This window comes from Rhodococcus sp. SMB37, assembly GCF_004345605.1.
Classification (GTDB): Bacteria; Actinomycetota; Actinomycetes; order Mycobacteriales; family Mycobacteriaceae; genus Rhodococcus.
Map to the genome: position 1 here is coordinate 42682 of NZ_SLVY01000005.1, position 13702 is coordinate 56383.

Here is a 13702-nt window from a genome sequence, read left to right on the forward strand (position 1 = left end):
TCACCTCCGTTCCGGCTCGACCTCCGTACGACCCGATCGGTAACCGTTGGCGCGCGCTTCCACCGATCGGTGGAGGATCTGTTCGGCATGTCGCAGTACGGGCGCGTCCACCATCCGCCCTTCGAACCGGAACACGCCCCGCGACTCGGGCACGGCCGCGAGGACCCTGCGAGCCCACTCGACCGACTCGGCGCTCGGCGTGTAGGCCTCTCGGATCACACCCACCTGATCGGGGTGGATCGCCACCTTCACATCGAATCCGACCGCGACCGCGTCGAGTGCCTCGCTACGCAGTCCGGCATGGTCCCCGATGTCGAGGTACGCGGCATCGAGAGCCCAGCGTCCGTACGCCTTCGCCGCAAGCAGCACCGACGATCTGACATGCTTCGCCACGTCGCGGTAAGCACCGTCCGCATGCCGGAGGGTCTGCCCACCGAGCCCCACGGCGAGGCTCTCCGCTCCCCACATGACACCGATCGTGCCCATCGCCAGCGCGATGTCCGCTACCGCGAGCACGCCGCGCGGAGATTCGACGAGTGCGATGACTTCGAGCGGAGCGAGTGCCGTCACCTGCTCCGGCGATTCGCATCGCGCGAGCATCACCCGGGTGTACGGGCTGTCAGCGAGGGCGCGCAGGTCCTGACGATGCTCGTCGGTGCCGGAGGGACCGATGCGGACCACCGTCCGCGCCGGATCGAGCGACCGGTCGAGAAGGGACCGACGAGCGTAGTCCTTGTCGGCCGGTGCGACACCGTCGTCGAGATCCAGGACGACGACATCGGCGGTCGCAGCGGCCCTGCCATATCGCTCGGGCCGATCTGCCGGGCAGAACAGCCACGCCGGTCCCGGGATCACGCTCATGTCGTCGACCTTCCTCGTTCGTCCACTTCCGATCATCCCGCGCTCGGCCTGTCCGGTCACCGTTTCGTCGCGACTGATGGAACGACCGATGGCCCCGCCCACAGGGGCGAGGCCACGGCTCGATGCCGTCAGGAGTGCTGGATCAATTCCTCGATCTGGTCATCGATGTGTAGAGCAGAGTCAGGACGACTGCGGCCGCGATACTGATGATCCACCGGATCCAGTCGATGCCGCCGGTGTCCTCGTTCCCTTCCGACGAGATCGCGCCCCAGACCCAGTAACCGATGAGGGCACCGACGATGCCGATGATGACCGTGATGATCATGCCCATCGACTGCTTGCCCGGAATGACGAGCCGGGCCAGCACACCGATGACCGCACCGAAGATGATGGTGCCGACGATTTCCCAGAACATCGCGTGCTCCTCTCGTAGGTGATCTTGCCGCGACGAACTTATGCCAGTGTGTGCGTCCAGGTGGTGTCTCCGCGGCGAATTCCGAAGATCGTCTACCGAAAGTTGCGCGGCCGGAGTCCGATCACGAGGCGTGGACGATCACTCCACGCAGATTCTTGCCGTCCCGCAGGTCCTGATAGCCCTGGTTGACTTCTTCGAGCGTGTACCGGGTGGTGATCAACTCGTCGAGCTTCAGCTGGCCGGCATCGTAGAGACGTAGCAGCCTCACGATGTCGTACTGCGGGTTGGCAGAACCGAACAGCGAGCCCTTGATCGTCTTCTGGAACAGCGTCAGATCGGTGCCCGAGACGTGGACGGTCAGCTTCTCGGGGTTCGCCAGGCCGGTGATCACGACGGTGCCGCCCTTACCGATGACCGCAGTCGCCGCCGACACGACCTCCTCGTCGACCGTGCCCACCAGGATCAGCGCGGCGTCGGCGCCCTGCCCCCAGCTCAGCTCGTTGACCTTCTCCGCGGCCTCCGCAGCGGTCGCGAAGGCGTGGGTGGCTCCGAACTTCAGGGCCGCGTCGCGTTTCATCTCGACAGGATCGACCACCACGACGTACTTCGCTCCGGCGTGGACTGCACCTTGGACGGCGTTGATCCCGAGGCCGCCGATGCCGTAGATGACCACGATGTCGCCGGCGCGCACGTCCCCGGAGTACACCGCCGTGCCCCAGCCGGACGGCACACCGCAACCGACGAGCACTGCAGTTTCGAGCGGGAGCCAGTCATCGACCTTGACCACCGAGTGCTGCGAGATCGTGGCCCTTTCGGCGAACGTGCCCAGCATGCACATGGCCCCGAAATCGCGTCCGCCCGAATGGAACCGGAAGGATCCGTCGGGCATCGATCCTTCGAGGATGGTCGCGCCCATGTCGCACAGGTTCTGTCGGCCCGTGGAACAGTATCGGCACGTTCCGCAGTTGGGAATGAAACTGCACACCACGTGGTCTCCGGGTTTGACCTTGGTGACTCCGGGACCGACCTCTTCGATGATGCCGGATCCTTCGTGGCCGCCGACGATCGGATAGCGCGGTGGGAGGTCGCCGTCGGTGAGATGCAGATCGGAGTGGCACAGACCCGCGGCGGTGTACTTGATCAAGACCTCTCCCGGGCCGGGCCCGTCGAGTTCGAGCTCCATCAGTTCGAACGGCTTGCCTGCTTCGAGCAGAACTGCAGCTTTGGTCTTCATCTCGTCCTCCGTTGTCTCGCTGTTGTTTCAGTACGTGTGGGGCTCGGAGCGCATGCGGGTTCAGAGCGCAATGTTCACGGCTTTGGTCTGCGTGTAGAGGTCGATCGCGCTCGCGCCGAGTTCGCGACCCCAGCCCGACTGCTTGAACCCGCCGAAGGGCATGGCGGTGTCGAAGCCGTTGTACTGGTTGACCCACACCGATCCGGCCTTCAGCCGGCGCGCAGTGCGATGGGCCTTGGACAGGTCACGTGTCCAGATCCCCGCGGCGAGGCCGTAGATCGAGTCGTTGGCGGCCACCTCGACACCGTCTTCGGCGTCGAACGGCATCGCGGATACAACCGGCCCGAAGATCTCCTCTCGCACCACACTGAACTCGGGCCGTACATCGACGAGGACGGTCGGTTCGACAAAGAAGCCCTTGTCACCCCAGCGTTGTCCGCCGGTCAGCGCACGTGCTCCGTCGGTCAGACCTTCGCGGAGGAATCCGGTGACGCGATCCAGTTGTTCCTGGGAGACCAGGGGTCCGAGTTGGGTGGCCGGGTCCATACCCGGACCGATCTTCACCTTGCTCGCGGCATCGGCCATCGCCTCGGTGAACTGCTCGAAGATGGGCCGCTCGACGAACAGGCGCGTTCCTGCGACACAGCATTGACCGTGATTGAACAACCACGCATCGAGCGAACCGGCGACCGCCGCGTCGAAATCCGCGTCGGCGAACACGATGTTGGGGCTCTTACCGCCAAGTTCGAGTGAGACCTTCTTCAGGTTGCCCTTCGCGGCGTCGACGACCTTCTTCCCGACCTCCGTGGAGCCCGTGAACGCGATCTTGTCCACACCGTCATGGGCGGAGAGCGCGGCGCCCGCATCTCCGAACCCCGTCACGACATTGACGACGCCGGGCGGGAAGCCGGCCTCCTCGAACACCTCGGCGAGGAGCAGCGCGGTCAGCGGTGTCTGCTCGGCCGGCTTGAGGATGACGGTGTTGCCCGCTGCGAGCGCCGGCGCAAGTTTGAACGCGGCCATGAGCAGCGGGAAGTTCCAGGGCACGATCAGCCCGCACACGCCGACCGGTTCGCGCAGTGTGTAGGCGTGGAATTCGCCGCCCGGCACGAACGGCATCGACACGTTGACGGTGCTGCCCTCGATCTTGGTGGCCCAGCCCGCGTAGTAGCGGAAGATGTCGGCCGACCAGGCCGTGTCGACGGCCGCAGCGATCGCAGCAGATTTTCCGTTGTCGAGTGCTTCGAGCTGACCGAATTCCTCGGCGCGCTCGGTCAGCAGATCTCCTACCCGCCAGATCATCCGCTCACGTTCGGCTGCCTTCATCGTCGGCCACGGGCCGTGATCGAATGCGGAGCGGGCCGCGCGGACGGCTCGGTCGATGTCTTCGGCGCCGCCGTGAGCGACGTCGACGAGCTTGTCTCCGGTAGCGGGGTCGTGAGTGGCGAACACGCGGCCCGACGCAGCATCGACGAACTCGCCGCCGATGTAGAGGCGTCGGGTTGCGGAAAGGAACTCTCGGACACGCGGGGCGACGGTGTACTCGGCCACGGCAGTCATACGAACCTCCAGAAGTAGTGTGACACGAGTCATACTTCCCCGGAGGGGCGTCCTCGAACTGTCCAAGGTTTGGACAGTCGTCAGGGCACGCAACGACGTCAGACGATGCCGAGTGCTCTGATCCGGCTGTACAGCGTGGTGCGACTGATGCCGAGCCTCGCCGCGGCATGAACCTTGTTCCCGCCGCTGTCGCGCAACGCGTCGATGATTGCTTCGCGTTCGGCGCGTTCGAGGCCGCCGAGTTTCGCCACTCGGCCGCTGCTGCGGTATTCCGGCGCCAGGTCTTCTGCGCGGAGCGGCAGTGAGGACTCGCGTTCCGGAACTCCGGCGAGCACCGCGCGGAGTTCGGCGAGGTTGCCCGGCCACGAACGTCCCGCCAGCGCCGCAACCGCACCCGGTCCGAGGCGGATGTCGGGCCTGCCGAGCTCATCGGCAAGCGAGGCGGCGAGGTCTCCGATCTCCCGGATACGATGGCGCAGTGCAGGAATGCGTACCCGCCCGGCACATCGCGTGAGGAGTTCACGGACCGGCTCGCGCACCGTGTCCAGGGGATCCGAGGTGAACACGAATCTCGGTCCCGATTCCAGCACGGAGACGAGCAATCCCAGGACGGGATCCGGAGCCATGTGCACATGCTCGACCACCACCGTGTCCGCGCTCGTGGCCGCATCGACCGTAGCCAGCAGCGCCGTGGACCACTCCTGTTGTCCTTGTGCGACGATGCGCGCAGCGTCGACGAACACTCCACTGCGGCCGGTGAATTCACGGGCCGCCCAGGTGCGTCCGCTGCCTGGTTCGCCGACGACGACAACGCTGCCGGTGCCGGCGCGGACACGCGCGAGTTCGTCCCGGAGACTGCTCGACGTGGTCTGTGCCGCCGCGGTTCGACGCACCGGCTTCCGGTCTCCCGTGGCGTCGAGGAGGAACAGCGCGCTGCCGTCGATACCGGGGATGCGGTCGACCCGCAGGGTGGTGCGACCACCCGCGGTGAGCGCGAAGTCCATGGTTCGCGACTCGCCGGAGGGTAGGTCCATCGCGATCGCGCGCAGCGCTGCGTGATCCGCCGGAACGAGCAGATCCACGGCGGCCTTGTTGGTGAGCATGATGTCCTCGCCCATCGCCGCAACGGCGAGCCCGCGCCGCTGCGCGGCGCGTTGGAATGCCTCGACCACTCGCTGGTCCGCTTCGCGGGCATTCTCGAGCAGGCGCGCTTCGATATCGCGCGCCGCGCGGGCCACAACCGGCGCGAACAGGGGATTCGCGGTCTTCCCGACTGCCGTGATGTCGAGGATGCCCTCGATCCTGCGGGTGACCGGGTGGACCAGCGGATGGCCGTAACAGCTGAATCCCTTGAGCGGTTCGAGGAAATGCTCCTCCCCGTGCACGACGAGTCCTTGCCGCACCTCGAGCGGAGTGCCGAGCGCATTCGTGCCGAACGTCTCTTCGCTCAACTCCGCGCCGGGAAGAACACCGAGATCGTCCATGGCACGTTGCATGGATGCGGAGTCGAACACACGGGTCACGATCCGGCAGTCACGATCGACCAGAATGATGCAGCACTCGGTTCCGGACAGTTGCGTACCGAGTTCGTCGAGCACCGGCCGGGCGGCGCGGCGCAGCCGACCGAAGGTGTCGGAGGGGCCCAGCAGCGTGGGCTCGGGAAGGCGCCCCGGATCGAGACCGCTCAGCTCGGAGCGCTTCCAGGACAACGCGATCTCGGGCCGCAACGGGTTCACGTCCGATCGGCCTCCTCGAGGAGCGCGACCGACACCTCACGCATCTCGACCTTGCGGATCTTGCCGGTGACCGTCATGGGGAACTCGTCGACGATGTGGACATAGCGCGGGATCTTGTAGTGCGCGAGTTTGCCGGTGCAGAATTCGCGCAGTGTGTCCGCGTCGAGCGCGTCGGCGCCCTCGCGCAGGCGCACCCACACCATCAGTTCCTCGCCGTATTTCGCGTCCGGAACACCGACGACCTGGGCGTCGAGGATGTCGGGGTGCGTGTAGAGGAATTCTTCGATCTCACGCGGATAGATGTTCTCGCCGCCGCGGATCACCATGTCCTTGATCCTGCCGGTGACCGAGACGTACCCCTCGGAATCCATCACACCGATATCGCCCGTGTGCATCCACCGCGCCGCATCGATCGCTTCGGCGGATTTCTCTGCCTGCTCCCAGTACCCCAGCATCACCGAATAGCCGCGCGTGCACAGCTCACCCGGCTCACCGCGCGGCACTGTGAGCCCGGTCGCGGGATCGACGATCTTGACCTCGATGTGCGGCCCGACTCGCCCGACGGTGGACACGCGCTGCTCGATGGTGTCGTCGCTGCGGGTCTGCAGCGACACCGGCGAGGTCTCGGTCATCCCGTAACAGATGGACACCTCGGCCATCCCCATCCGTTCCATGACCTGCTTCATCACCTCGACCGGGCACGGTGACCCGGCCATGATGCCGGTGCGCAGGCTCGACAGGTCGACGGTCTCGAACGACGGGTCGGCGAGTTCGGCGATGAACATCGTCGGCACGCCGTACAGCGATGTGCAGCGTTCTTCGGCGACGGCCGCGAGAGTGGCGGCCGGATCGAACGCCGGCGCGGGGATCACCATGGTCGCGCCGTGACTCGTGCACGCCAGGTTGCCCATGACCATGCCGAAGCAATGATAGAACGGCACGGGAATGCACACCTTGTCCTGCTCGGTGTAGTGGCACAGTTCCCCGACGAAGAATCCGTTGTTGAGAATGTTGTGGTGGCTGAGGGTGGCACCCTTGGGAAATCCGGTGGTTCCGGACGTGTACTGGATGTTGATCGCGTCGTCGGCCGACAGCTCCTTCCGGGCGGCGTCGAGCGGCGACCGATCGGTTTCCAGCGCGGCCCGTCCCGCGGTACCGAGCTCGTCCCACTCCGAGCGGCCGATCAGTACGACCTGCTCGAGGTCCGGGCACTCACCGCGCACCTGACCGATCATCGCGGCGTAGTCGGAGGTCTTGAACTCCGGTGCGGAGATCAGCATCCGGATGCCCGCCTGCGCGAGCACGTACTGCAGTTCGTGCGAGCGATACGCGGGGTTGATGTTGACGAGCACGGCGCCGATCTTGGCGGTCGCGTACTGCACGAACGTCCATTCGGCACAGTTGGGAGCCCAGATTCCCACGCGGTCGCCTTTGCCGATGCCCGCACCTAGCAGTCCGAGGGCCAGGGCGTCGACCTCGGCGGCAAACTCGGAATATGTCCAGCGTCGGCCTGTGGCTCGTTCCACGAGTGCGTCGCGGTCGCCGTGCTGGGCGACGGTGCGGTCGAGGTTGTCGCCGATGGTGTCACCCAGCAATGGGACATCCCATGCCCCGGAGTCGTAGCTGGGAAGTGCGGGGGTGGCGATACCGGTCATGATCAATCTCCTGCGGTGGGGCGCGGCCGGACAGACGGGTGCTTCCACCATCCTCGTCTTTTCGTGGCCGCAGGTGTGCGGATTCTGGACAGCTGCCGACGGCAGAAAGGCGCCTTCCCCGAGGGTGTCGGGGAAGGCGCTCGCTCCTAGAGCGCTCGGTCGCGGGTTTCGACGAGAGCCGCGGTGCAGACGAGGCTCACGAGACCGATCACCATGAGCATGACGCCGATCGCGATACCGCCGTACGCGGCAGCGAGCGGGGCGGCGATCATCGGCGGGATGGCGCCGCCGAGCACACCGGCGAGGTTGTACCCGAGACCCGCGCCGGTGTAGCGGTAGCGGGTGTGGAACATCTCGGGCAGGAGCGCACCGCATGGGCCGTAGGCGATACCGAAGATCGCGAGGGTGACCATCATGCCGACGACGAACGCGACCGGGGAGCCCGTGTCGAGCAGCGGGAACAGCGCCAGTGCCCAGACAACGGAGAATGCGCACGACACCATGATCACGCGCCTTCGGCCGAACCGGTCGGAGTAGAGCGCCGACAGCACGATCGCTGCACCGAAGACCACCGACGATGCGATTCCCACCATGAGGACGAACGGCCGATCGAAACCGAGCGTCGACGTCGCGTAACTCGTGAGGTAGGCGGTGCCCATGTAGAAGAACGCGAACATGATCGCGAGAGCACCGGCCGAGAGGAGGATCTCCTTGCTCTGGTGGCGCAGTGCATCCAGGAAGGGCAGGGAGCGCTTCTGCTCGGGCTCGGCGGCGCGGGCTTCGGTCTCGGCGCGGAACACCGGTGTCTCCTCGATCGCGAGGCGCATGTAGAGACCGATCGCGACGAGAACGATGCTGAACAGGAACGGGATCCGCCATCCGTAGCTGAGGAACGCCTCGTTGGTGTCGCCGAGCGCGAGCCCGGTGAAGAGGAAAGTTCCGCTCGAGAGCGCGAACGCGATAGCGGGACCGAGCTGCGGGAACATCGCATAGAGCCCGCGTTTGCCCGGTGGGGCGTACTCGGCGGTCAGCAGTGTGGCGCCTGCCCATTCACCGCCGACCGCGAATCCCTGAACGAACCGGAGCAGCACGAGGATGATCGGGGCCGCGACGCCGATGGTCTCGGCGCCGGGCAGCAGGCCGATGAGCAGGGTCGCGATGCCCATGAGGAGCAGGGTCGAGACGAGCGTCTTCTTGCGGCCGATGCGGTCACCGAAGTGACCGAAAAGCATGGCCCCGACAGGACGGGCGACGAACGCCACCGCGAAGGTGGCGAACGATGCAACCGTGCCGGCGGTGGCGCCGAGCGCCGGGAAGAACACCGTGGGAAACACGAGCGCTGCGGCAGTGCCGTAGATGAAGAAATCGTAGAACTCGATCGTCGTGCCGATACAGCTCGCGATAGCGACACGGCGTATGCCCGGCCCTCCGGCGTTGCCGGGCCGTGCTGTAGCGGCGGGGCCGGGTTGCCCGGCGCCCACCGCCTGCTCCACTGGGGGCTCGCCTGCCCCGGGTGTCGACACAGTGGTCACGTGGATCCTCCGTTGTCCGTCCTGACCGCGGTCGGATACGTCACCGCGGGTTGGGAGGAAAACTAGTGATCCGCCTCACCCTCTCACCACCCCCGAAAGGGGGTGGCTGTGAATCACATCACATAGTGTGCCGAACGAACTATATTGCGAGGTCAGTTCCCGGATGCGCCTCCGAGCTCCGCGCGCATCTCCCGCCACACCGTCGCGTACGAGTCGATGTTGCCCGCGGTCGCCCACGCCAACGATCCGCCCTTGATCTTCTCGAGCGCTTCCGCGAACAGGTCCTGGTACCGAGACAGACGCGGAACGAACGCGGACACGTCGTCGAACAGGTTCTGAGCCTTCCGGTCGATGCCGATCAGCGCATCGAGGAAGCCGTCGGCATCCGGATCCTCCAGCAGCTTCGAGAGGGTTTCGTCGAGCGGGCCGAACTGCTCGAACAGATCCGCGATGGAGTCCTCGTCGATGGATACCCGTTCCGCATCGAGCTGGTCGCTCAGCTCCGCGAAACCCTTGTCGGTCAGCGCGACACCGCCGTCGGACGACACGGCCTTGCCCTGCTCGACGAGCGCCGCGAGCGCGGCCTGCCCCGACGACACCGACACACCGAGGTGAGCGGCCAGCACCTCCGCCGTGACCTGCTTCTTCAACCGCACCGTCTGCAGCAGTGCCAACTCGTCCACGTTGCCCGCGAAGGCCATCATTCACTCCCACCGGCCCGTAGGGGCCACTCCGCGCGGACCCTACCGTCCCACGCACCATGCCCGGACCCGGCTGGGCCCGCCGCCCAATTCTGCCCGCGCGCGATGTGCAGTGGACGGTCAGACCCCATATAGCGGATCGACCCTGGTCGCTGTGCTGGACACGTCCGTGTGGACCGCTGGTCATGTCCGGTGAACGCGTCGTCACCACCGGCATTCCACCTTCTCGTCGAGCACCAGCGAATCTCATCCGGACCCGGACTGAAACAGGCTCGCGCAAGCCGGGTTTCGTGAACCGGGCCACCGGGCGCGTGCCCGGTTCCGGGATCAGAGTTCGAGAGCTTCGGCCGTGCCGATGGCGGCGGCACGCGAGGTATCCTTCAGGTCCACACCCGAGCGACCGAGCCGGCGAGCACCGGAGACCAGGCCGGCGACCACTCGGGCCGCCTGGACGTAGCCGAGCCCGTCGGGCGGGTGGACGTTGGAGATGCAGTTGCGGTCGGCGTCGGTCCGAGCCGGCTGCGGGCGATGGGTCAGGTAGATACCTACACTGTCGGCCACCGACAGGCCCGGCCGCTCCCCGATGAGCATCACGAGGGTCGTCACTCCGAGCGCCGCACCGATGTGATCGCCGAGCGCGACCCGCGCCTGGGTGGCGACCACCGGCGGCGCAAGCGTGTAGTGCCCCGGCAACTCTGCCACGATCGCGGAGAGCAGCGGCGCACCGTGATCCATCAGGGCCCGCGGTGACAGACCGTCGGCGAGGACAAAACCCACGTCCGCCCCAACCCTGGGGACCGCATCGAGATCGGCGGGAGCACGTCCGAGGTCGGGACGGCGCAGATACTGTCCGCGGTCGGCGGCGAGGCTGCGCACCACCGACGGCTCGCCGAGTCCGACGTCGCCCACCGCGGAGGTGAACGCCGCGACGTCCAACGGTAGATGCACCGCGTCACGCGCAGCAGCGTGCGCGACCCGGAATTCGAGGACGCGACGGGTCGGCAGAGCGTCCCCGGCCCGGCCCAGGCCGATCCGGGACTGGGTGGTCGATCGCAACTCGCTCCATGGATCCATCGGATTCGGTTGCGCTGCAGACGAGTCCGCGGCACTCATCGCACACCTGCCAGAGCACGCAGCGGCGAACCGGACAAATCGACGGGCAGCACTCGGCCCCGCTCGTCGGCCATACCGAGGCGTTGCAACCACGCTTCGAACTCGGGGGCCGGGCGCAGTCCGAGCACCCGCCGCAAGTAGAGCGCGTCATGGAACGACAAGCTCTGATAGCCGAGCATGACGTCGTCCGCCCCGGGTACGGCGATGACGAACCCGACCCCGGCAGCACCGAGAAGCGTGAGCAAGGTGTCCATGTCGTCCTGGTCGGCCTCGGCATGATTGGTATAGCACACGTCCACGCCCATCGGCAGACCGAGCAGCTTGCCGCAGAAGTGGTCTTCGAGGCCGGCCCGGATGATCTGTTTGCCGTCATAGAGGTACTCGGGGCCGATGAACCCGACAACGGTGTTGACCAGCAGCGGTTGCAGGTCACGCGCGACGGCGTACGCGCGGGCCTCGAGGGTTTGCTGGTCGACCGGGCGCCCATCGGTGCCCAGGTGCGCGCCGGAACTCAGCGCCGACCCCTGCCCGGTCTCGAGGTACATGACGTTGTCGCCGACCGTGCCGCGCGCCAGCGCCTTCCCGGCGACGTTCGCCTCACGCAGCAATCCGAGGTTTACGCCGAACCCGGAGTTGGCGCCCTCCGTGCCCGCGATGGACTGGAACACCAGGTCCACCGGTGCCCCGCCCTCGATGAGGCCGAGCGTCGTCGTCACATGCGAAAGCACGCACGACTGCACCGGGATGTCGAACCGCAGCCGGATCTCGTCGAGCAGGTGTAGCAGCTCCGCGGTGGCCTGCGGCGAGTCCGTGGCGGGATTGATGCCGATCACCGCGTCGCCACACCCCATGAGCAGCCCGTCGAGCGTGGCTGCGGCGATACCCCGCGGATCGTCGGTCGGATGGTTGGGCTGCAGTCGCGTCGCCAACCTGCCCGGCGCTCCGACCGTGGTACGGAAGGCCGCTGTGACCGTCCTGGCGCGGCCGACGGCGATCAGATCCTGGTTGCGCATGATCTTGCTGACCGCCGCCACCATCTCCGGCGTCAGACCCAAGGACACCGCCGCGAGCAGTTCGGCAGCGTCCGCCCGAGTAGCGGTCTCGAGCAACCAGTCCCGCAGACCGCCGACCGTCAGGTGCGCCACCGCCCGGTAGGCGTGCCGGTCGTGGGAGTCGATGATCAGCCGCGTGACCTCGTCGTCCTCGTACGGCACCACCAACTCGTGCAGGAACGTATCGAGCGGCAGGTCGGCCAGCGCCCACTGCGCGGCGGCCCGTTCGGCGTCCGATTCGGCGGCGCACCCGGCGAGTTCGTCTCCCGAGCGCAGCGGGGTGGCCTTGGCGAGCAGCTCGACGATTCCGTCGAAAGCGTAGGTGGTGCCGGCAAGATGCTGGGTGTAGGTCGTCATTCGAGTTCCGCCTCCGCCTTCTCCAGGGCCGCGAACTCCTCGTCCGGGGAATTGGCGACCAGCCGATGCCGACTGTAGAGACCGAAGTAGGCCATGAACGCAGCGAAGGCACCGAGAGTCCACAGGGCAGCGATGGGATCGACCAGGAAAGTTGCGACCACTGCCGCCGCCGCGATCACCAGCGCGAACGACGTCGTGACGATACCGCCGGGCGTGCGGTACGGCCGGGTCATATGGGGTTCGCGCACGCGCAGCACGATGTGGCTGACCATCATCAGCACATAGCTCACGGCCACACCGAACACCGCCATGTTGAGCAGCATGGCACCCTCACCGGTGAGGGACAACGCGAAGCCGATGACGCCGGGCACGATCAGCGCCAGCATCGGGGCCTTGCGCTTGTTGGTCACCGACAAACTCGTGGGTAAATACCCGGCGCGCGAGAGCGCAAACGTCTGCCGCGAGTATGCATACATAATCGAGAAGAAGCTGGCGACCAGGCCGGCCAGGCCGATGTAGTTGACGATTTTGGCGCCGGTGGTGTCGCCGAGTGCCTCCACGAGCGGGTTACCGGATGCCGAGAGGGCCTCCGCCCCCAGCGCACCAGTCGCGAGGAACAGAACGGTAGCGCCTGTGACCACGAGCAGCAACATGCTGGTGATGATGCCCTTGGGCACGTTCCTTTCCGGCTCACGGGCCTCCTCTGCTGCCAACGGGACGCCTTCCACAGCGAGGAAGAACCAGATCGCGAACGGCACGGCCGCCCAGATGCCGAACAACCCGAACGGCAGGAACTCCGAGGCGCCGACGGCCGAGGGGTCCACCGGGATGTCGGTCAGGTGTGCGGAATTGAACAACCCGAACGCGGAGACTGCGAACACGACCAGACCGACCAGGGCGATCGCGGTGATGACGAACATCGCCTTGAGTGCTTCCCCGGCGCCGGTGAGGTGGATACCGATGAACACCGCGTACACCGCGAGATACACCCACCAACCATCGGTGATACCGAACAGATTCAGCGATTCGACATACGCCCCGATGAACGTCGCGATCGCCGCTGGGGCGATCGAGTATTCGATGAGAATCGCAGTGCCGGTGGCGAATCCGCCCCAGGTCCCAAGAGCGCGGCGGGCGAAGGTATAGCCGCCGGCGGCCGGCAGCGCGGACGAGAGTTCTGCCATACCAAGAACCATCGCCAGGTACATGCCCGCGATGACGACGGCGGCAACGAGCAATCCGCCGAACCCGCCTTCGGCCAGGCCGTTGTTCCAGCCGGCGTAGTCGCCGGAGATCACATAACGACGCCGAGACCGGCCAGGAGTACCCACCCGGCGGACCCTTTGCGCAGGGTCCGCTTCTCGAGATACGCGCGCGACTCCTCGTGGAAGTCGGCACCGTCGTGATGCGCGCCGAGGTGGCCGGCGGCCGGATCTGTCAACGACATGACTGCCCTTCTTCGAACTACGGACGGAGCCGCTCCAGT

General features: G+C 66.5%; 10 protein-coding genes and 1 pseudogene. All 11 read right to left on the reverse strand.

The features are described 5' to 3' along the window. Positions 1-861, reverse strand: coding sequence for a CoA ester lyase (locus tag EV641_RS09665; protein ID WP_132471669.1), 861 nt, complete (start codon positions 859-861; stop codon positions 1-3). Positions 862-1003: 142 nt separating this feature from the next. After that, the gene (locus EV641_RS09670; protein ID WP_132471670.1) at positions 1004-1276 is read right to left on the reverse strand and encodes a GlsB/YeaQ/YmgE family stress response membrane protein; all 273 of its coding nucleotides are present in this window, start codon (positions 1274-1276) and stop codon (positions 1004-1006) included. Between the two features lie 121 nt (positions 1277-1397). Then, the gene (locus tag EV641_RS09675) at positions 1398-2510 is read right to left on the reverse strand and encodes an NDMA-dependent alcohol dehydrogenase (RefSeq protein WP_132471671.1); all 1113 of its coding nucleotides are present in this window, start codon (positions 2508-2510) and stop codon (positions 1398-1400) included. Between the two features lie 60 nt (positions 2511-2570). Then, entirely contained in the window at positions 2571-4070 is a 1500-nt protein-coding gene (locus tag EV641_RS09680) for an aldehyde dehydrogenase family protein (protein ID WP_132471672.1), read from the reverse strand. Positions 4071-4168: 98 nt separating this feature from the next. Next, positions 4169-5806 (reverse strand): helix-turn-helix domain-containing protein, encoded by a 1638-nt coding sequence (locus EV641_RS09685; protein WP_132471673.1) that lies wholly within the window; start codon positions 5804-5806, stop codon positions 4169-4171. Next, a complete protein-coding gene (locus EV641_RS09690; protein ID WP_132471674.1) occupies positions 5803-7461 on the reverse strand; it encodes an AMP-binding protein in 1659 nt (552 codons plus the stop codon). The genes EV641_RS09685 and EV641_RS09690 overlap by 4 nt, the downstream gene beginning before the upstream one ends. Positions 7462-7607: 146 nt before the next feature. Continuing rightward, positions 7608-8879, reverse strand: coding sequence for an MFS transporter (locus tag EV641_RS09695; RefSeq protein ID WP_241997060.1), 1272 nt, complete (start codon positions 8877-8879; stop codon positions 7608-7610). A gap of 266 nt (positions 8880-9145) precedes the next feature. Next, positions 9146-9694: a hypothetical protein gene (locus tag EV641_RS09700; protein ID WP_054718131.1), complete on the reverse strand. Its 549-nt coding sequence runs from the start codon at positions 9692-9694 to the stop codon at positions 9146-9148. A gap of 327 nt (positions 9695-10021) precedes the next feature. Beyond that, on the reverse strand, positions 10022-10807 hold the full coding sequence (eutC, locus tag EV641_RS09705) for an ethanolamine ammonia-lyase subunit EutC (RefSeq protein WP_132471675.1): 786 nt from the start codon (positions 10805-10807) through the stop codon (positions 10022-10024). Further along, positions 10804-12216 carry an ethanolamine ammonia-lyase subunit EutB gene (locus EV641_RS09710; RefSeq protein WP_132471676.1) on the reverse strand — a complete coding sequence of 471 codons (1413 nt, stop codon included), beginning with the start codon at positions 12214-12216 and terminating at the stop codon, positions 10804-10806. The genes eutC and EV641_RS09710 overlap by 4 nt, the downstream gene beginning before the upstream one ends. Next, positions 12213-13663, reverse strand: a pseudogene (gene eat / locus EV641_RS09715) (ethanolamine permease). The gene EV641_RS09710 and the pseudogene eat overlap by 4 nt, the downstream one beginning before the upstream one ends. Between the last annotated feature and the right edge of the window lie 39 nt (positions 13664-13702).